The 18990-nt window shown below is 66.4% G+C and carries 16 protein-coding genes and 1 pseudogene; 6 read left to right on the forward strand and 11 right to left on the reverse strand.

Annotated features, from left to right (window positions below):
- Positions 1 to 202 precede the first annotated feature (202 nt).
- The 5 genes from hutI to LJ362_RS01310 all read left to right on the forward strand — a co-directional run bounded on the left by hutI (position 203) and on the right by LJ362_RS01310 (position 6830).
- Positions 203 to 1474 carry an imidazolonepropionase gene (gene hutI, locus LJ362_RS01290; RefSeq protein ID WP_264800372.1) on the forward strand — a complete coding sequence of 424 codons (1272 nt, stop codon included), beginning with the start codon at positions 203 to 205 and terminating at the stop codon, positions 1472 to 1474.
- A gap of 35 nt (positions 1475 to 1509) precedes the next feature.
- Positions 1510 to 3186 (forward strand): histidine ammonia-lyase, encoded by a 1677-nt coding sequence (hutH, locus tag LJ362_RS01295; RefSeq protein WP_264800373.1) that lies wholly within the window; start codon positions 1510 to 1512, stop codon positions 3184 to 3186.
- Between the two features lie 120 nt (positions 3187 to 3306).
- Positions 3307 to 4575, forward strand: a complete 1269-nt coding sequence (locus LJ362_RS01300) for an allantoate amidohydrolase (RefSeq protein ID WP_264800374.1) — start codon at positions 3307 to 3309, stop codon at positions 4573 to 4575.
- The gene (locus LJ362_RS01305) at positions 4572 to 6020 is read left to right on the forward strand and encodes a formimidoylglutamate deiminase (RefSeq protein ID WP_264800375.1); all 1449 of its coding nucleotides are present in this window, start codon (positions 4572 to 4574) and stop codon (positions 6018 to 6020) included. Before LJ362_RS01300 ends, LJ362_RS01305 begins: the two co-directional genes overlap by 4 nt.
- A gap of 3 nt (positions 6021 to 6023) precedes the next feature.
- Positions 6024 to 6830, forward strand: a complete 807-nt coding sequence (locus LJ362_RS01310) for an IclR family transcriptional regulator (RefSeq protein ID WP_264800376.1) — start codon at positions 6024 to 6026, stop codon at positions 6828 to 6830.
- 121 nt (positions 6831 to 6951) lie between these two features.
- Here the strand turns inward: LJ362_RS01310 and LJ362_RS01315 are convergent, their stop codons facing one another.
- From LJ362_RS01315 to LJ362_RS01335, 5 genes are all read right to left on the reverse strand, one after another.
- Entirely contained in the window at positions 6952 to 8184 is a 1233-nt protein-coding gene (locus tag LJ362_RS01315; RefSeq protein WP_264800377.1) for a methyltransferase domain-containing protein, read from the reverse strand.
- 164 nt (positions 8185 to 8348) lie between these two features.
- On the reverse strand, positions 8349 to 8861 hold the full coding sequence (locus LJ362_RS01320; RefSeq protein ID WP_264800378.1) for a hypothetical protein: 513 nt from the start codon (positions 8859 to 8861) through the stop codon (positions 8349 to 8351).
- Between the two features lie 88 nt (positions 8862 to 8949).
- Positions 8950 to 9765 (reverse strand): class I SAM-dependent methyltransferase, encoded by an 816-nt coding sequence (locus tag LJ362_RS01325; protein ID WP_264800379.1) that lies wholly within the window; start codon positions 9763 to 9765, stop codon positions 8950 to 8952.
- 201 nt (positions 9766 to 9966) lie between these two features.
- A complete protein-coding gene (locus tag LJ362_RS01330; protein WP_264800380.1) occupies positions 9967 to 10326 on the reverse strand; it encodes a DoxX family protein in 360 nt (119 codons plus the stop codon).
- Positions 10323 to 10976 (reverse strand): TetR/AcrR family transcriptional regulator, encoded by a 654-nt coding sequence (locus LJ362_RS01335; protein ID WP_264800381.1) that lies wholly within the window; start codon positions 10974 to 10976, stop codon positions 10323 to 10325. Before LJ362_RS01335 ends, LJ362_RS01330 begins: the two co-directional genes overlap by 4 nt.
- An 85-nt stretch (positions 10977 to 11061) precedes the next feature.
- Here LJ362_RS01335 and LJ362_RS01340 point away from each other — a divergent pair, with 85 nt between their 5' ends.
- Entirely contained in the window at positions 11062 to 12333 is a 1272-nt protein-coding gene (locus LJ362_RS01340) for an Nramp family divalent metal transporter (RefSeq protein ID WP_264800382.1), read from the forward strand.
- On the opposite strand, the pseudogene LJ362_RS01345 reads toward LJ362_RS01340, so the two are convergent.
- The 6 genes and pseudogenes from LJ362_RS01345 to LJ362_RS01370 all read right to left on the reverse strand — a co-directional run bounded on the left by LJ362_RS01345 (position 12302) and on the right by LJ362_RS01370 (position 18964).
- A pseudogene (locus tag LJ362_RS01345) lies at positions 12302 to 13245 on the reverse strand (metal ABC transporter permease). The gene LJ362_RS01340 and the pseudogene LJ362_RS01345 sit on opposite strands and share 32 nt — an antisense overlap.
- A complete protein-coding gene (locus tag LJ362_RS01350) occupies positions 13242 to 14081 on the reverse strand; it encodes a metal ABC transporter ATP-binding protein (RefSeq protein ID WP_413774261.1) in 840 nt (279 codons plus the stop codon). The pseudogene LJ362_RS01345 and the gene LJ362_RS01350 overlap by 4 nt, the downstream one beginning before the upstream one ends.
- A gap of 20 nt (positions 14082 to 14101) precedes the next feature.
- Entirely contained in the window at positions 14102 to 15022 is a 921-nt protein-coding gene (locus LJ362_RS01355) for a metal ABC transporter substrate-binding protein (protein WP_413774262.1), read from the reverse strand.
- 246 nt (positions 15023 to 15268) lie between these two features.
- Positions 15269 to 16801 (reverse strand): lipase maturation factor family protein, encoded by a 1533-nt coding sequence (locus LJ362_RS01360; protein ID WP_264800383.1) that lies wholly within the window; start codon positions 16799 to 16801, stop codon positions 15269 to 15271.
- A gap of 50 nt (positions 16802 to 16851) precedes the next feature.
- Positions 16852 to 17745: a hypothetical protein gene (locus LJ362_RS01365; RefSeq protein ID WP_264800384.1), complete on the reverse strand. Its 894-nt coding sequence runs from the start codon at positions 17743 to 17745 to the stop codon at positions 16852 to 16854.
- Between the two features lie 97 nt (positions 17746 to 17842).
- Positions 17843 to 18964 (reverse strand): hypothetical protein, encoded by a 1122-nt coding sequence (locus LJ362_RS01370; RefSeq protein ID WP_264800385.1) that lies wholly within the window; start codon positions 18962 to 18964, stop codon positions 17843 to 17845.
- Positions 18965 to 18990 lie beyond the last annotated feature (26 nt).

Raw genomic sequence — 18990 nt, forward strand, 5'->3', positions numbered from 1 at the left:
TGAGCCAGGCTAGCCTTCGGGCGACGACTTTGCCCAGGTGTCAGGTGCTTCCGGTGCCCGACAGCGAGGGTGACCGTTCCGACAGGACGGCATGAATTCTTGTCCGAAATATCGGACGAATATCTTTCTTGGCCGTTCACTGCCGTTCGTCGACAGTCCATACTGGGACTGAACCACACTCGATCGGAAAGGGCCGACCGTCATGCAGCTATTCACCGGGATCAGCGAACTCGTCGTCAATGATCTCGACCGTCTCGGCGAACTCGACGTGATCGCTGACGCCGCTCTGCTCGTCGACGCCGGTCGGGTGATCTGGTCGGGACCGTCCGCACAGGCGGACACCGCGCTCGCTGCACACGAGGACCAGACCGGCACCACCGGCCTCAGCGACGATGACATCGCCAACGGGGAAGTCACCTCGGCGAATGACCTCGGCGGGCTCGAGACGATCGACCTCGGTGGGAAAGCCGTCATCCCCGGCTTCGTCGACAGCCACAATCACCTCATCTTCGCCGGTGACCGGTCCGAGGAGTTCGCGGCTCGGATGGCCGGTCAGAAGTACTCGGCCGGGGGGATCGCCACCACCGTGGCAGCCACCCGCGCCGCCACCGAGACCGAACTCGAGGCCAACCTCGTCCACCTGATGGGGCAGGCGCAGCGGCAGGGCACGACGACGTTCGAGGTCAAGACTGGGTACGGGCTGACCGTCCCCGACGAGATCCTCGCGCTCGACATCATCAACCGGCACACCGAGGAATCGACGCTCATCGCCGCCCACGTCGTCCCGCCGGAATTCAAGGACGATCCGGAACGCTATGTCGACCTCGTCATCGACGAGATCATCCCCGCAGCCGAGGGCAAGGCGAAGTGGATCGACGTGTTCTGCGAAACCGGTGCCTTCACCGAGGACCAGACCCGGCGGATCATCGAAGCCGGCAAAGCCGTCGGCATGAAACCGCGGCTGCACGCCAACCAGCTCACTGAGGGCGGGGCGCTCAAGCTCGGCGCGGAACTCGGCTGTGTGTCTGTCGACCACGCGACCTTCGCCTCCGTTGAGGACCTGGCTGTCCTCGCCGAGGCGGGCACCGTCGTCACCCTGCTGCCGAGCATCGAATTCTCCACCCGCCAGCCCTACCCCGACGCCCGCCGCTACGTCGACGCGGGGGTGTCACTGGCGATCGCCAGCGACTGCAATCCCGGCTCCGGGTTCTCCAACAGCATGCCCTTCGTCATCGCCATCGGCGTTCGCGACATGCACTTCACCGTCGAACAGGCAGTGTGGGCGGCGACCGCGGGAGGGGCGAATGCTCTGCAGCGCACCGATGTCGGCCACCTCGGGGTGGGTGCTCGAGCCGATCTGGCCATCCTCGACGCCCCCAGCTACCGCCACCTGGCCTACCGGCCCGGTGTGCAGCTGGTCGAGAGGGTCTATTCCGGCGGTGAGCTCATCGTCGACAACCGACCCCGAGACTGAACTTCATCCACGACGAACACAAGGAAAGGCTCTTCATGACCACATTCATCGATCTCGACCCCGATACGCTGACCTTCGCCGAGGTGGTCGACGTCGCCCGTCGCGGAGCGTTGGTCTCGCTGTCCGAAGCTACCCTGGCCCGGGTGAACAAATATCGCGAGGCCATCGACGCCCTCGCTCAGGCGGAGAAGCCCGTCTACGGAGTCTCGACCGGATTCGGTGCGCTCGCCCAGCGCCACATCCCCGCCGCACTGCGCACCCAGCTGCAGAAATCCCTCATCCGCTCCCACGCCGCCGGCGTCGGCGAACCCGTCGAACGCGAGGTCGTGCGCGCCCTCATGCTGCTGCGCGCCCGGACACTTGCCACCGGTCGGGCCGGCGTCCGCGCCGAAGTCCTCCAGACCTACGTCGACCTGCTCAACGCCGGAATCACCCCGGTCGTCCACGAATACGGATCACTCGGCTGCTCCGGTGACCTCGCACCACTGTCGGCATGCGCACTCGTCGTCATGGGCGAAGGCGTGGCCGAGGGACCCGACGGAGTGGCGGGGCCTGCCGATGAGATCCTCGCGAAGGCCGGAATCACCCCGGTCACCCTGGCCGAGAAGGAAGGCCTCGCGCTCGTCAACGGCACCGACGGCATGCTGGGCATGCTCATCATGGCCCTGACCGACCTGGAGAACCTGCTCACCGCCGTCGACGTGTCCGCGGCCATGAGCATCGAAGGACTCTTCGGCACCGACGCCGTCTTCGCCCCCGAACTCCACTACGCGCTGCGCCCGCACGACGGTCAGGCCGCCTCGGCCGCGAACATGCTCGCCTCGCTCAAGGACTCGGGCATCACCGCCAGCCACCGCGACTCCACCCACCTCGTCCAGGACGCGTACTCGATGCGCTGCGCCCCGCAGGTCAACGGCGCCGCGCGTGACGCCGTCGCCTTCGCCGCCCAGGTCGCCGAACGCGAGCTGCGCGCCGCCATCGACAACCCGGTCGTGCTCACCAACGGAATGGTGTCCTCGAACGGCAACTTCCACGGAGCGCCCTTGGCCCATGCCCTGGACTTCCTCGCCATCGTCGCCGCCGACGTCGCCTCGATGTCCGAGCGTCGCACCGACCGGATGATGGATGTCGCCCGCAATCAGAACCTCACCCCGTTCCTCGCCGATGACGCCGGTGTCGACTCCGGCCTGATGATCGCCCACTACACGCAGGCGGCCATGGTCTCCGAGGCCAAGCGCGGCGCGACCCCGGCTTCGGTCGACTCGATCCCGTCTTCGGCGATGCAGGAAGACCACGTGTCCATGGGGTGGTCGGCCGCACGCAAGCTGCGCAAGGTCGTCGACAACCTCGCTTCCGTCGTCGGCATCGAACTCTATGCCGCCTCCCGAGCCTGCGATATGCGCGACGCCGCACCGGCACCGGTGACCGGAGCCGTGATCGCGGCGATCCGTGAGACCGTGCCGGGGCCCGGACCCGACCGGTTCCTCTCGCCCGAACTCGCCGAGACCATCGCGAAGGTCAAGGACGGCTCGCTCGTCGCCGCCGCCGAGTCGGTCGCACCGCTGACCCACACCGTCACCGCTGCTGCCGGAACCTGGCAACCGGAAGACGGCGGACCGGCCGTCAACGATCCCGAGTTCACTGCGCTGGGCAACCTCGAAGCCGCCGCCGAGGCGTCGGGCACCTCAGCAGCCACCACCCACCAGGACTGACGCCGGGCCGGGGCCGGTCGCTGACCGGACCAGACCGCCGGGCCTCTGATGCCAGGGTCGGCCGACCACGGCACCGACACATCACCGGACCCGACCGATTTCGAACGGAGTGAACTGACAATGAGCGATGTCGTCTCGCTGCTGAGCCAGATCGAGGACACCGGCCGCGACACCCGCGGGCCGGGCTACCAGCGGCCCGGATTCTCGGACACCGAACGGGAACTGCGTGAGTGGTTTCTCGCCGAGGCGGCCCGCCGCGGTCTCGATACCGAGATCGACGCCAACGGAATCACGTGGGCCTGGGCCACCCCGCCTGGTGACAATGCCGTGGTCACCGGTTCCCACCTCGACTCGGTGCCCGGCGGCGGCGAGTTTGACGGTCCTCTCGGTGTCGCCTCGGCGCTGGCGGCCTTCGATGTGCTCAAGGCCTCCGGCGCACTCGAACAGTCCACCCGGCCCTTCGGGCTGGCTGTGTTCCCCGAGGAAGAAGGTTCACGCTTCGGCGTCGCCTGCCTCGGTTCGCGGCTGCTCACCGGTGCCATCGACGCCGACCGCGCACTCGGTCTCAAGGACGCCGCCGGTGACTCCTTCGCCGACGTCGCCCGTGGCTATGGCCTCGATCCGGATCGGATCGGGCGTGACCAGTCTCGACTGGCCGGAATCGGTTCCTTCATCGAACTCCATGTCGAACAGGGCATCGGTCTGATCAACACCGATCAGGCCGTCGCCATCGGCTCCTCGATCATCGGCCACGGGCGCTGGCACTTCGCCTTCTCCGGCCAGGGCAACCACGCCGGTACGACGCCGATGAGCCATCGCGCCGACCCGGTGGTCGCAGCTTCCCGCGTGATCGGGGATATCCCGACCCTAGCGGCCGCCACTGACGCGACTGCCGTGGCGACCGTGGGGCGCACTCTCATCCACCCGGGCGGGACGAACGTCATTGCCTCGTCGATGAGCTTCTGGCTCGACATCCGTCATCCCGACGATGCCGTCGTCGAACAAGTGCTTGAGGCGATCAGCCGACGTGCGAAGGACCTCGGCGCCGAGTCCGGTGTCGAGGTGACCATCTCGCAGGAGTCCTACTCGCCGACGACCCACTTCACCGCCGATCTCAATTCGCGCCTGACCTCCGTGCTGCCGGACGCTCCGCTGCTGCCCTCGGGGGCCGGACACGATGCCGGAATCCTCGCACCCCATGTGCCGTCGGCGATGCTCTACGTCCGCAATCCGACCGGCGTCTCTCACGCTCCCGAAGAGGCCTGCGAGGTCGACGACCAGAGGGCCGGGGTTGATGCGCTCGCCAAGGTGCTCGCCCGCGAACTCGGTATCGAAAACGCGTTCGCCGAGGCCAGCGCCGGAGGCCCGGCGACGGGGGGTGCACGATGAGCACCCGTTACTGGTGCGAATCCGCCTGGGTCGACGGAGCCGTCGCCCGCGGAGTCCTGCTGAGCGCCGACGACACCGGAACGCTCACCGCCGTCGAGACCGGGATCGACACCGCACCGTCCGACGCCGAAGCGGTGTCCGGGTTCATCCTGCCCGGCGGAGTCAACGCGCACTCGCATGCCTTCCACCGGATGCTGCGCGGCCGCACCCATGGCGACGGCGGCACCTTCTGGACCTGGCGCGAAGTCATGTACTCCGTCGCCGCGAAACTCGACCCCCAGTCCTACGAGACCGTGGCCCGCGCCGTTTTCGCCGAGATGCTCGCCGGCGGCTACACCTCGGTGGGGGAGTTCCACTACGTCCACCACGTTCAGGACGGAACGCCCTACGGCGCTGAACGTCCCGGTGGGGACGCGGCGGATCCGGTCTCCGACGCGGACGAACACACCGAGCGTCCCGGCGGGGACGCGAACGACGATGCCGGACACCGCGCCCACGCGATGGAACGGGCGCTGGCACGGGCGGCCGCCTCGGTGGGGATCCGCATTCGACTGCTCGACACCTGCTACCTCACCGGCGCCATCGATACCGAGCTCTCGGCTGAACAGGCCCGGTTCGGTGACGGCACGATCGACGGGTACATGGACCGGCACGCCGGATTGGTCGACTCCTTTGCCGACGAATTCCCCGTCAACGCCCCCGGTGAGAGCTTCGTGCACGTGGGTGCGGCGATCCATTCGATCCGCGCGGTCCCGGCCGCAAACCTGCCTCGCTTCACCGAACTGTCCGGCCCCGTGCACGTGCACCTGTCCGAGCAGCCGGCCGAGAACGACGCTTCACAATCGGCCTACGGGGCTAGCCCCACCGAGGTGCTCGCCCGCTCGGGCGTCGTCGACGACAGGCTCTCGGCCGTCCATGCCACGCACCTGAGCGAGAAGGACATCGCGCTCCTCGGCGGATCCCGGTCGACGATCGTCATGTGCCCGTGCACCGAGGCGGACCTCGCTGACGGCATCGGACCGGCCCGGGAACTCGCCGACGCCGGAGCTGTGATCTCGCTCGGCTCCGACCAGCACGTCGTCCTCGACGCCCTGCGCGAGACCCAAGGGCTCGAGGCGGGGGAGCGGCTGCGGTCGGGTCAGCGCGGACGATTCTCCCCGGCCGAACTCATCACGGCACTCACCGAAGGCGGGGCACGCAGCCTCGACCTGCCCGTCGGCGCGCTCGAGGTCGGGAAGGCATGCGATTTCGTCGCCCTGCGCACCGACAGCATGCGCACCATGGGATCACGGGACGAACAGATCATCCTCACGGCCACCTCGGCGGACGTGTCCTTGACCGTCAGCGGCGGTCGAGTGCGCGTGCGCGACGGCGTGCACGCCGAACTCGGGGACATCTCCGAGCTCTACGCGCAGGCGTTCGCGGCGCTGGAGATGGAAGGCTGAGTCGTGGCTGAGGTTCCGGCACTGCGGCGGGCGATCGCGATCCTGCGGCATATGGCCTCGTCGAATCGGTCGATTACGGCCGGCGCCCTGGTCCGGTCGCTCGAGATTCCGCGGTCGAGTGCGTATGGCATCCTCGCCGTGTTGGAGGAGCTCGGGCTCGTGGCGCGCACCGAATCCGGGTATGTGCTCGGAGCCGGTGTGCACGAGCTCGGGGCGTCCTACCTGCGGACGAACCCCTTGCAGCGGTTGGCGCACCCGATCGTGCGACAGCTGGCCGAAGATACAGCCGCCACGGCACAGCTCGCGATCATCCGCGGTTGGGAGACCGAGTACGTGCTCAAGGAGCAGTCGCTGAAGTCGGTTGCCGTCATCACCGCCACCGGGGTGCGCATGCCCAGCTACCTCACCGCGACGGGGCGGGCGATCCTCGCGCAGCTGCCGAAGTCCGAGGTGCTCGCGATGTTGCAGTCCGAGACCGGATTCGTCACCCGCACCGGTAAGGGCCCGACCTCGGTCAAGGCCCTCAACGCCGTGCTCGCCCAGGAGAGGCGAGTCGGCTGGGCGATCGAACATGGAGAGGTGACGCCGGGCATCTCGACGATCGCGGCACCGGTGTTCGATGTGCTGGGACGCCCGATCGCCGCCGTCGGACTGTCAGTGTCCGACAGTGTGAAGGCCACGGGAACGAGGGCGGATAAGGGCACGGGGAAGGACCTGGATCAGGGGCCTGGGGTGGACTCCGATCCATTGGCGTCGCTGGTTGAGAAGGTCATCGCCACCGCCGCCGAGGTGACCGCGAAGCTGCGGTGAGGCGCATCCTGTTCGCCGGCAACGAGCGGGCCAATGCCATCGCCGCGGCGACGCTTGCCGAGGTGCGCATGGCCGAGGGTATGGCACGGCGTGAGCTTCCAACGCTGTGAGTCCCCCGTTCTCACTGCCGGCGCAGCAGGGCCGCGACCTCGAGATGCTTCGTGTGCGGGAACATGTCGAAGATCCGCGCCCGCTCGACGGTATAGCTCGGCATCCGGGCGCGGTCCTTGGCCAGGGAGACGGGATTGCAGCTCGAATACACGATGTGCTCGACACCCGAATCCTCGAGCACAGACGACAGCTTGGCCCCGATCCCGCGCCGAGGGGGGTTGACGACCACGCAGTCCGGCCGTTCATCCGTGGCTAGGTGTTCCTCCGCGGACGAGGCGGAAACGTCGACCAGGGGCGAGGAACCAGCACCACCCAGGTGCTCCTCGGCGAACTCTGTGGCATCGCCGGCGAGGAATCGTGCGTCGATGCCGAGCTCGCTGGCACTGATCTTCGCGGATTCGATCGCCTGCTCGCTGATCTCGACACCGGTGACGTGGCGGGAGCCGTCTGCACAGTAGAGCGCGAATCCACCGACGCCGCAGTAGAGATCCCACAGGTTCTTGGCCTCCACTGAGTCCACCCATTCGGCGACCTGGTTGTACAGTCCGATGGCGACAGCGGTATTGGTCTGGAAGAAACTCTGCGGCCGCAGATGCAGATCGACCCGATCAAGATTCATCCGCAGCGATTCCCCGCGGAGCATTTCCTCGCGGCTGCCTTCGAGCACGGCCTTGTGCTCGGGCAGCAGATTCACCGACACCACGGACGCGGCGGGAATGAGCTCGAAGAGCGGCCCTTTCCGCGACCGCAGCACATCGAGACCGTGCTGAGTGCGGACGACGAACCGGATCATCAGCTCACCCGACGGCGCCGCCGTGACATGGACGAACTTCAGCTCCCCACGGCGAGCAGAGACATCGTAGGGCTCGAGCCCAGTGCCATCGAGGAAGTCCGCAAGCACCGGAATCACCGCACGGATCGCCGGGGCCTGAATTCCACAATCACGCAGATCGACCCCGTGGAACTCCTGATCGAGGATGCCCAAGGTGACGTGCCTGGCCGACCCGCCGACGGCGAGCTTCGCCCGATTTCTGAAATCCCGTGCCCCGCCGGCGAAGGTCGGCAGCCAAATCCGGGGCGCTGCCTCGGCGAGGGTCTCCCGGCACCAGGACTCCTTGTCCGTGATCTGCTGCCCATAAGGCGTCTCGATGAGCGCGCAGGAACGGCATTCCCCGCGCTCGAAATACCCGCAGTTCAGGCGCCCATGATCCGCCGAGGCGGGGGTCAGCGGCAAGGTCGTCATCCCCTCATTCTATTCCGCGATCGGCTCCGGAATATCGTTGACCCGGATCGTCTGGCACCGTAGAGGAATTCGGACAGATCGCCGAAAAACGGGGTGAGCGTCGAGAAACGCACGCGCACACCCGTGCGTCGCCGCTCAGCCCGTTTTTCGGCGGAGCCGGGAGATCAGGCGGCGATGAAGGCGAGGGCGACGAATGTGCCGAATGAGACGAACGGGGCGATCGCTGCAATCGCGATGGCGATGATGCCGGGTGTTCGGCCCCGCCCGGTGACCGCGGCCGTGATGCCGAGGATGATGCCTGTGAGACCTAAGCAGGTGCACAGGCCCTGGACTCCGACGAGAACGGTCGCCAGGGTCTGATGCCAATCCGTTGTGTCCGTGAAGTAGTAGCCGGACGCGGCCTCGGACGGCCCGACGGTCACGCCCAGGATCACCGAGGCGGCCAGGCTCAGGGCCATGGCGACGATCGAGAGCGCCACGGCCACCTTGCCCAGCGCCGGCGACTTCACCGAGGCGGCGCCATCCATTCGAGGGTTGACGCCGTTGTGCGCATCAGCCAGATCGTCGGGCCGCGGCGAGGCATAGACGGGATGGACGGGAGGGGCGGGGACTCGGGGCTGCTGTGCCGCGAGCTCATCGTCGGTGGGCTGGGGGTACGAGAAGTCCGTCGAAGTCATGCTTCGACGCTATCGACGCAGAAAGGCGGCGCCCCACCCTGCTATCCCAAGAGTGGGGTCGGGAAAACCACCCTGCAGGCAGCGCGAGTCAGGGCTTGTGGGCGACGATGAGGAATCTCTTCTGGGTGACGGTGATCGGCTCACTCGATTCGGCCAGGCGTCTGAGGACATCGAGGTTGGACCTGACGGCGAACCCGGGAACGTCCCACGGAATATAGGCGAGGTACTCGATGACCGCCTCGACGTCGGTGAAGCGCATCGTGCCCTGCCATTTGCGAGCCGCCTCGATCGACAGACCCTGACTCTCGGCGTCGCTGACGCACGGCTCGAGCTGCTGGTGCAGATCGCCTACCCCGCCGCCGAAGAGGTCGCGGAACTCCTGTGCCTCGGTGCCGTCGACCTGCTGGGTGACGAACACTCCGCCCGGGGAGAGGACACGGGCCACTTCGGCGAGGTCATAGCTTTCGTGTCGATTCATCACGAGGTCGAACTCACCGTCGCCCCACGGCATCTCCGGGTGATGATCACTGTCGTACCGGGTGACCTCGACGCCATAGTCCTGCAGCGTCGAGGCGGCCAGGGGGACGTTGGGTTCCCAGCCCTCGGTCGCGGAGATCGTCGGCGACGGTTCGCCGGGAGGCCTGGCCTCGTCGAGCCGAGCGATGAGTTCGCTGAGGCGCTCGCCGCCTCCCGTGCCCATGTCGAGGCATCTGCTCGACTCGGCCATCGCATCGAGGCAGATCTTATCGAAGTCCCACGGCGGATCATCGGCGACGAGGCGGCCGGCCAGTGGGGAGAAATCCCACCCGGTCATCGCCGCCGTCTCATGGATCCAGGCCCATCGCTCGTGGCGTTCATGGGGAGTCTCGTCGCGCGTGCGACTGCTGTCGGCATATTCGGGCATGTCCACACTCCTCTGCCGGGAGGCTCGGCACCATCGCCGAGCAGTTCAGCAATTCTGCCGGACGGCTCAGCGCCGAAGGAGGCGCCGGTGCCGTACTTCGACTCTAGGCCAAAACGGGATCGAGGTGCGGGATGTGGGAGAAGAATTCTCCGGACCGAGACCTGAGCGGGTCCGCCAGGGCGCCGCCGGGGAGGTGGGTGCCTACACGAGGAAGCAGAACACGAGCACCGCGATGCAGACGACGAGCATTCCCAGACAATTGAGCCAGAAATCCCGACTGACATACCTCGCTCGCAGGTGAGCGGCCGCGGCGCAGAGGAAGTAGACGACGAGGCCCGCCGCGGCTGCTGCGCCGAGCCCGGGAATCCAGATCCCCGTCACCAGTCCGGCCGCGGCGAGGAACTTCACGACGGCGAGTACCCACCACCACTCCCGCGGGAAGCCGACCCCGTCGAGACAGGCGGCGATCGCCCGCGGGGGACGGAAGGTGAGCAGGCCGTCGCCGAAGACGATGACCGCGAGGACGATGACCGGCCAGACCGGTTCGGGCAGGAGCGTCACAGCGAGCTCCTGACTCTCGTATGGAAGACGATGCTCGCGAGCATCGCCTCGACGGCGTCGTCGAGACCCATCGTCGTCGCCGCCCACCGGAAGAGGATGCCCAGGTAGGAATCGTAGAGAGCCGCGGCACTGGCCCGTGCGTGGTCCTCATTGATCCCGATCGAGACCAGTGACTCGCTCAGGCGGCTCTGCAGGTCCACTGCGAGAGCGTTGAACACCTCCGGCTCGCCCTTGACTCGCATCATCACCGCCGCATAGTCGCGGGACAGATCCTCGTGTTCGGCGAAGAATTCGAGGAAGGGCAGGAAGAGTTCGAGCAGATGACGCTGCACCGCCGAGGATGGTCGGGGCGGGCCCGTTGTTGCGCCGGCGTTCGGTTCCCGACGCGACAGGCTCGTGCGTCGCGCCGGTGGCCTGTACGTCCCGTTCTGCAGCTGCCCGATCCACTGATCGAAGCACCGGACGAGGATGACGTCCTTATCACCGACCGACATCACTCTGCCCACCGACACCTCGGCAGTTTTCGCGACTGCCCGAATGGTCGTGGCCTTGAAACCATGTTCGAGGAACAGCTCGGCGGCGGCACCGATGATCCGATCCTCGGTCTGCCGGCGCTTGCCGGACCTCAGCTGAACGTGTTCACTGACCATGCGCGAACCCTAAGCCCTTCCGTGTTCACTTTCCAGACCAAGTGTCGTGTTGCCCTCGGCGGGAAAGTTTATGTACCTTAACTTTATGAACGTCGATCCCTCTGCATCGGTGGGCACCCGCGAATGGGGGCGGAAGAAGCACGGCCGGAAGAAGATCTCCACCGCAGTGCTCCTCGGCCCGGCCTTCGTCGCCGCCATCGCGTATGTCGATCCGGGCAACGTCGCGGCCAATCTCACCGCCGGTGCGGAATACGGATACCTGCTCGTCTGGGTTCTCGTGGCCGCGAACCTCATCGCCGTTCTCGTCCAATATCTGTCCTCGAAGCTCGGACTCGTCTCCGGGCAGTCGCTGCCGAGTCTGCTCGGTGATCGCCTCCGCAATAGAAGCCGCCTCGCATATTGGGGGCAGGCCGAGATCGTCGCCATCGCCACCGACCTCGCCGAAGTCATCGGTGGGGCGATCGCGCTGAAGATCCTCTTCGACTTGCCGCTCCTCCTCGGCGGAGTCATCGTCGGGGTGGTGTCGCTGTTCCTGCTGTCGATCCAATCCACCCGCGGTCAGCGTCCCTTCGAGTTCGTCATCATCGGCTTCCTGGTCATCATCGCCATCGGCTTTCTAGCAGGCCTGTTCGTCGGGGACGTGAACTGGGGACAAGCCGCAGGTGGAATCGTGCCGCGGCTCGAGGGCACGAACTCCGTGGTACTGGCCGCGAGCATGCTCGGAGCCACCGTCATGCCCCATGCGATCTACCTCCACTCGGCGCTCTCGGTCGACCGTCACCGCGACAATGCGACCACCTCGACCGGGCAGCTGCTGCGCGCCAGCCGCTGGGACGTCGTGCTCTCCCTCGTCATCGCCGGGTCCGTGAATATCGCCATGCTGCTGCTGGCCGCCGCGGCGCTGCGCGGCCAGACCGGCACCGACACCATCGAAGGTGCCCACGCGGTCGTCACGGCCAACCTCGGCGAGGTCGTCGGCCTCTTCTTCGGCATCGGACTGCTGGCCTCGGGGCTGGCCTCCAGCGCCGTCGGCTCCTATGCGGGTGCATCGATCATGCAGGGTCTGCTGCGCGTGCACATCCCGATCGTGTGGCAGCGCGCGTTCACGATGATCCCCGCACTCATCGTCCTCGCCCTCGGCGTCGACCCGACCTGGGCGCTCGTGCTCAGCCAGGTCGTGCTCAGCCTCGGCATCCCATTTGCGATGATTCCCCTGGTCAAGCTCACGAGCAGCCGCCGGGTGATGGGCGAATTCGCGAACTCCCGGTGGATCACCCTCATCGCCGCGGCCGCCTCGGCGCTCATCATCGTCCTCAACGTCATCCTCATCGTTCTGCTCGCGCTCGGCGTGGACTGACCGTCGCCGAGCCGGGGCGCCTGGCTTCGGTCGACACCCGGCGGATCCGAGTATTCCCGCGCCGTCGGCGCATCGCTGCCAGGCGGCGACCGATGAGCCCGTGTCGAGGAGCGAAGAGGTAGACGAGGCCGAAGACAGTGCCTTGCGAAAGCACCACCATCCCGCCGGATGCGGTGTCGAGGTAGTAGCTCGAATAGAGACCGATCACTGCGCACAGAATCGAGATCACCGGGGCGATGAGCAGCATCCGCTGGAACCTGTCCGTGAGCAGGTATGCGGTCGCTCCGGGCACAATGAGCATTGCCACGACGAGCACGACCCCGACCGCCTGCAGTGCGACCACGGAGGTCAGGGCGAGCAGCCCGAGCAGCGCGGCGCCGAGGAGGCGCGGATTGATCCCCAGCGCATGCGCATGAGTCGGGTCGAAGGCGTAGAGCGTGAAATCGCGGTTCTTGGCGGCGAGCACAAGCAGGGTGATCACCCCGAGAAGGGCCACCTGGACCAGTTCGGAACTCGAGACTCCGAGGAGGTTGCCGAAGATGATGTGGTTGAGGTCGACGTGCGAAGGGGTGACAGAGATGAGGACGAGGCCCAGGGCGAAGAGCGAGGTGAAGACGATGCCGATCGCCGCGTCCTCCTTGATCCGGCTGGTATCGCGGACGGCTCCGATGAGCCCGACTGCGAGGAATCCGAAGACCACCGCACCGAGGGCGAACGCGCGCCGACGACATAGGCGAGAACGACTCCGGGCAGTACTGCATGCGAGACGGCATCGCCCATGAGTGACCAGCCGATGAGCACCAGCCAGCAGGAGAGAACGGCGCAAACGACCGAAGCGATGAGGGTCGTCGCCAAGGCGCGGAGCATGAAGTCGAAGCCGAAGGGCTCGAGCAGGAAGTCGATGAGCGTCATGCCGTCTCTCCTTCGATGCGGTCGGCTCGGTCGGAGTTGGGACTCTCACCGTCCCGGGGTGTCTCGCTCGCACCGGACGGGTCGAGGCCGAACGCCAGAGCGAGATTCTCCGGGCGGAGCACCTCGGCAGGAGAGGCGTGGAGAAGGACGCGGCGCATCAGGAGGATCGCCTCGTCGGCGAGTGCGGGCAGCGCATTGAGGTCGTGAGTGGACACGAGCACCGTCGCCCCCGCCTCGGCGAGTTCCTTCAGCAGGCCGGTGATCGTCGCCTCGCTGCGTTTGTCGACGCCGGCGAAAGGCTCATCGAGGAGCAGGATCGTCGCCCCCTGCGCGAGTCCGCGGGCGACGAAGGCCCGTTTCTTCTGCCCGCCCGAGAGCTGACCGATTTGCCGGTCGGCGAACTCGGTGAGTTCGACGCGATCCAGAGCGTTCTCGACGGACTCGCGGTCGGCTCGCCGGCTCAACCGGAGTGGGCCCATGCGGCCATACCGACCCGTCATCACCACATCGCGGACCGAGAGTGGGAAGTCCCAGTCGACGTCCTCGCTCTGAGGGACGTAGCCGAGTGCTCCGGCCCTGCGGGCCTGCCGTGTCGGGCCGCCGTCGATGCTCACCTGCCCGGAGTCGGGGTCGACGATGCCCATGATCGTTTTGAACAGGGTCGACTTGCCCGAGCCGTTCATCCCGATCAGCCCGCAGATGCGTCCCCGCTCGAGCGTCAGGGAGGCGCGATCGAGAGCGAGCGTGTCCCCGTAGTGGACGGTCACCTCGTCGACGGTGATCGCCGGTGGTGCATCGCCGGCCGGCCCGACCGTGGAGCACTTCTGTTCGGTCACGGAGGCGGCAGCTGCACCGCTCACGATTCGCTCCCGGTCAGTGCGCCGGCGATGACGTGCGCGTCGTGGCGGATGAGGTCGAGGTAAGTGGGCACGGGGCCGTCGGCCTCGGACAGCGAATCTACGTAGAGTGTGCCGCCGAATTCGGCCTCGGTGGCTTCGACGACCCGATCCATCGGCGCCTGGGAGACCGTGGATTCGCAGAAGACTGCGGGCACATCGTTGTTCTCGACGAAGTCGATCGCCGAGGTGATCTGGCCCGGTGTCGCCTGGGATTCGGCATTGACCGGCCAGATGTACTTCTCCCCCAGCCCGGCATCGCGGGCGAGGTAGGAGAACGCCCCTTCGCAGGTGACCAGTGCCCGCTGGGACTTCGGCAGCGTGGAGAGATCATCGACGAGGTCGTCCTGCACCGTCTGCAGCTGTTCGCTGTAGTCCTTCGCGTTGGCCGTGAAGTCCTCGGCATGGTCCGGGTCGAGGTCGGCGAAGGCGCGGGCGATGTTCTCGGCGTAGATCTGGACGTTGAGCGGGCTCATCCAGGCGTGCGGGTTGGGTTTTCCGGCGTAGGCGTCCTCGGTGATCGAGAGCTCGTCGATCCCCTCGCTGACGACGGCGTGAGGGACGTCGACCTCGTCGACGAACTGGGAGAACCACTGTTCGAGGTTGAGCCCGTTGTCGAGCACGAGATCGGCCTTCGCGGCTTTGCGGATGTCGCCGGGGGTGGGTTCGTAGCCGTGGATCTCGGCCCCGGCCCTCGTGATCGACTCGACCTCGAGGTGCTCGCCCGCGACATTGTCCGCAATGTCGGCGAGCACCGTGAAGGTCGTAAGCACGACCGGTTTGTCGCCGGCGTCCTCGGCTGTGGCGGTGCCGCAGGCGACCAGTCCGAGGGGCAGGGCCGCTGCCAGGGCAGCAGTGAGTGCGCGACGAGAGCGAGGGATCGGGTGCCCGGTGGTGTTTCCGGGTGCGGATGGGGCGTCGGTGGTCGTGGTGGAATTGCTGTGCTCGGACACGAGGGGCTCCTTGTTGTCGGGGGTCCCGAATAAAAGTTAAGGTACGTTAACTTTATGCCCTGAGCTGAGGAAAGCCAAGTCAATGGGTCCCGCCGAGGGGGCCCTTCAGTCGGAGTGGGATACCGAGCAGGCGAAGGCGTGGCATTGGGCTCGCCTGCGTGTTCGCATGGTCGGTCAACCCTGCCGCAGGTCGATCGGACGAATGAGGATGCGCGGGTCCGAGCGCACCCACCACGGCTTCGGTTCGCTTGCGGCCTTCGCCGCTGCGCGCTCGGCTCGGGTGGCGTAGCGGTAGGTGAAGACACGGACTCGGATGAGCTCGGGTGCGGCACCGTCGAAGGGGTCGGGGCCCATGAGGCGGCGGATCTGCGGATCCCCGGAGCCGATCGCGTGCAGCAGCTCGGTGAACCACGTCTGCCGATAGTCGCCGAGCGCGGCGAACCACATGAGCCAATCCAGCCTGAGGTGATAGGGCGCGACGACCGGCCCGCGACGAAGAAGGTCTCCCGGTTTGCCCTTGAACTCGTACTCCCGCCAGCGCTCGCCGTCCCACCCTTCGACGACGATCTCGTTGCGGGTCTCGGTCATCGACCCGAAAGCGCCGTAGGCATTGCCGAGCCCGAGCCGATTGAAGCTCGCGTTCATCAGCTGATTCGGTGAGAAGAAATTGCGCAGCGCTGGCACGTTCAACCAGGCCTGCCAAACGACGAATACGAGGACGATGATCAGCCACCAGACCGGCAGTGCTTCGACCGGGTGGGCGACGGCTGCGGGGTTGTCCACCTCGGTGCCGGTGGGATCAGCGAATTTCGAGGTGACTGAATTCCACCCCCAACCGGGGAACGGGCCGCCGACGATCCAGCGGAAGAACGTGTCGCTGATGCCGGAGCAGGCGAGCAGGATCGTCGCCCAGTTCAGCCACGCATAGTTGCCGCTGATGACGAGCGCGAGTTGGGTGATGATGATGGCGACAGCCGCGAAAGAGGCGATCGGCTGGGGCAGGAACAGTAGCCACGGGGCAGCGAGCTGGACGATATGGCTGCCCAAGGTCTCAGCCTTGTGCCACCAACCGGGCATGAGGTGTGCCCGCCGGGAGAGCGGGTTCGGCATCGGCTGGGTCTGATGGTGATAGTCCATCGCGGTGAGGTCCCGCCAAGAGCTGTCCCCGCGCATCTTGATCATTCCGGCACCGAACTCGATGCGGATGACGAACCAGCGCAGCAGCAGGATCATCGGCCACGTCGGAGCCACCTCGTGAGAGCCGAGGAAACCGATGAGGAACCCGGCTTCGAGGAGCAGCGATTCCCAACCGAAGCCGTAGAAGCGCTGCCCGATCGAGACGATCGAGAAGTACAGCGCCCACATCGCTGAGAACACCGGAATCGGCACCCACGCGGGGCCGGCTTGGGGAAGACCGATGATCGCCGAGGCGGCCAGGACCATTCCGACTACGCAGACGAGGCGCAGCCTTCGGTCCGAATAGGAAAACCGCTTCCAGCGGAAGATCGTCGGCGCCTGAAGGGCCGAGGTCAGAGCGATGAAGCGCGGAGCAGGGGTGAGTCCCCGTTCGCCGAGGAGAGCCGGGAACTGGTTGAACGCGGAGGCGAAGGCGATGAGGAAGAGCAGCGCGATACCGCGTTGGATGATCTCGCGGGAGATCGTGTAGTCGCCGGCGGTGAGCAGAGCGACCACCTGGCTGAGGTCCATGGCTTAAGTATCCTCCTCCTGCGGAGGACGTCCGGTCGTGGCCAGAGAGGTCAGTGCCTCGGCGAACTTGTCTGCCTCACTCGGGTCCCCGCCGACGAGTTCCATGTCCGGGCGGTCCCGGAAATGCACCGAGGTGGTGTGCCCGGTCGGGCGGAACTTGGTGCTGGCGCCGCGCAGCTGTCTGGGATGAGCCTGGTCGAGGATGCGGACCTGTCCGGCCGGGTGGGACTGGTTCCGATGCTGGTGGGTGCGGCCAGGAGGAGTCGCTGGTTCGTGGCGGCGAGGATCTGTCCGGCAGGGTTCTCCCTGTCGGCGAAGTGGAGCATGAGGTTCTCACCTGGGGCGAGCGTCGCCAGCAGCGACTGCAGCCGAGATTCGTGGGCGGCATCGATCCGGTTGGTGACGCGTGCACGGGTGACGGCGAACAGGCGAGCCGGGACGAGTGCCGCCGTGGTGATGATGAGGCAGACGGCGGTCACAGCCAGGGCCGCCAGGGGCGATATGGTGAGGATGTTCGAGGCGACGACGCCGATGGTGATGGCGAGAATCGCGATGAGCACAGAGACGATGAGGAAGACCGCCCAGAGCGTGCGGTGGAAGGCGTCGGCGATCGCTCCGAGGGCGAGGCTGAAGTTGACCGTGGCCCACAGTCCGAAGAGCAGGGCAAAGGCCGGCAGAGGCGATGCGGTGAGATCGCCCCAGACGGTTCCGGGAATGCCGGAGTCCTTAGCGAAGGCGTGCCAGACGAATGCGGCGATGGCCGAGAAGAAGAACAGGACCAGGATCCCGATGCTCGGCGCCTGGTCCGGGTTGATGCCTCTGAGCACATGCTTGCGGAGCGGATTGATACCGGCATTGGCAAGGAAGAACGGAATCGAGGCGAAGACGGCGAACCCGATCCCGAGCACGAGTGTGGTGCTGGTGGAGCGTCTGTCCCTATTCATACCTCCATCCTCGCAGGAACTCTGCGAACCCGGGGAGTGACGATGTTCCGGATCCGTTGCCTCGGAGTCACGGGAGAATGTGGAGTGGCGCGTCGGATCAGTGAGGAAGGCGCCCCGTCCGCGCGAGGATGGTGACCGCTTCCGCGAAGCGACCGGATGCCTCCGCGGTTCCACCCATGACGCTCATTGGCTGCCGACCGTTGAACAGGACCGTGGTGACCACTAGGTCGGTATGAAGTTCCGATGCGCCCCCATTCAACTGACCGGGTTCGGCCTGTTCGAGGACGAACGTGCGCCCCGGCGCGAGGACCGAGGCACGAAAGATCCGCCGGTCAGTCAGCACCAGCATCTGCGGGTCGGCGGTGCCGCCGTTTGCACGGGCATTCGGCGCCTCGCCGAGGTAGCTGGTGAGGACCCGCTCTCCCGGCTGCAGGGCGTCCTCGGGCGGTTGACGGGTTCGACCGAATCCCCGTCGGCTTCCAGCAGGCTGCCGTTCGCCGGAGTCGTAACGGTCGACTCGCCTGATCGCCCACCATCTGAGCAGGATGAGAAGGGCCGTCGAAAGGATCAGACAGATCAACCCGAGCAGAAACGCGATGACTGTTGGAAGTGCGGCGAGTCCGAAGAAGCCGAAGAGACCGGCCGTCAGACATCCCAGACCGAGCCCGCAGGTGAGAATCGTGAGAGAGACCCGGCGATGATCTTGGTAGAAGGCTTCGGCCAGAGACGACCAGGCGAAGGACATGTTCGCCGTCGCGCAGCAGAGGAACACGATGGACAGGGCGGACAGCGGGTTGCCGATGAGGTCTCCCCACACAGTTCCGGGCATGCCCGGGTCCGCGGCATACGTATGCCCGATGAACAGTGCCACCAAAGAGCAGACCGACCAGATCGGACCGACTAGGAGGACTCGCGGAAGCGGAGCGTGGACGAACCGGGTGATCGACTTCGGTTGCCGCGGAGTGTGCGGGTCCGCCTCGGCGCGGTCGGGATGATCGTCTCCGCTGGCGATGGCCATCGCCGCGATTGCGACCGCATTCAGGGCAAGGAGAAGTCCGAGAATTATGGACGGTGCCAAATACGGGTCGCCGCCGAAGTCGTCGGGGCTGTGCTTCGATGCGACTCCTGCATTTGTCGACGTGAAGGCGATGAGTGCGATGCCGGCAATGAGCAGACCGAAGACGACGATCTTGCCGATGGTCGGATTCTTCAACTCCATGATTCGATTGTGTCACCGACGAGGTC

The organism is Brevibacterium sp. JSBI002 (assembly GCF_026013965.1).
GTDB lineage: Bacteria > Actinomycetota > Actinomycetes > Actinomycetales > Brevibacteriaceae > Brevibacterium.

Coding starts and splice junctions, on each gene's coding strand:
- LJ362_RS01365 (WP_264800384.1), bottom strand. CDS start 17,745: ATGAATAGGGACAGACGCTCCACCAGCACCACACTCGTGCTCGGGATC.
- LJ362_RS01320 (WP_264800378.1), bottom strand. CDS start 8,861: ATGACTTCGACGGACTTCTCGTACCCCCAGCCCACCGACGATGAGCTC.
- LJ362_RS01340 (WP_264800382.1), top strand. CDS start 11,062: ATGAACGTCGATCCCTCTGCATCGGTGGGCACCCGCGAATGGGGGCGG.
- LJ362_RS01335 (WP_264800381.1), bottom strand. CDS start 10,976: ATGGTCAGTGAACACGTTCAGCTGAGGTCCGGCAAGCGCCGGCAGACC.
- hutI (WP_264800372.1), top strand. CDS start 203: ATGCAGCTATTCACCGGGATCAGCGAACTCGTCGTCAATGATCTCGAC.
- LJ362_RS01370 (WP_264800385.1), bottom strand. CDS start 18,964: ATGGAGTTGAAGAATCCGACCATCGGCAAGATCGTCGTCTTCGGTCTG.
- LJ362_RS01360 (WP_264800383.1), bottom strand. CDS start 16,801: ATGGACCTCAGCCAGGTGGTCGCTCTGCTCACCGCCGGCGACTACACG.
- LJ362_RS01300 (WP_264800374.1), top strand. CDS start 3,307: ATGAGCGATGTCGTCTCGCTGCTGAGCCAGATCGAGGACACCGGCCGC.
- LJ362_RS01325 (WP_264800379.1), bottom strand. CDS start 9,765: ATGCCCGAATATGCCGACAGCAGTCGCACGCGCGACGAGACTCCCCAT.
- hutH (WP_264800373.1), top strand. CDS start 1,510: ATGACCACATTCATCGATCTCGACCCCGATACGCTGACCTTCGCCGAG.
- LJ362_RS01315 (WP_264800377.1), bottom strand. CDS start 8,184: ATGACGACCTTGCCGCTGACCCCCGCCTCGGCGGATCATGGGCGCCTG.
- LJ362_RS01305 (WP_264800375.1), top strand. CDS start 4,572: ATGAGCACCCGTTACTGGTGCGAATCCGCCTGGGTCGACGGAGCCGTC.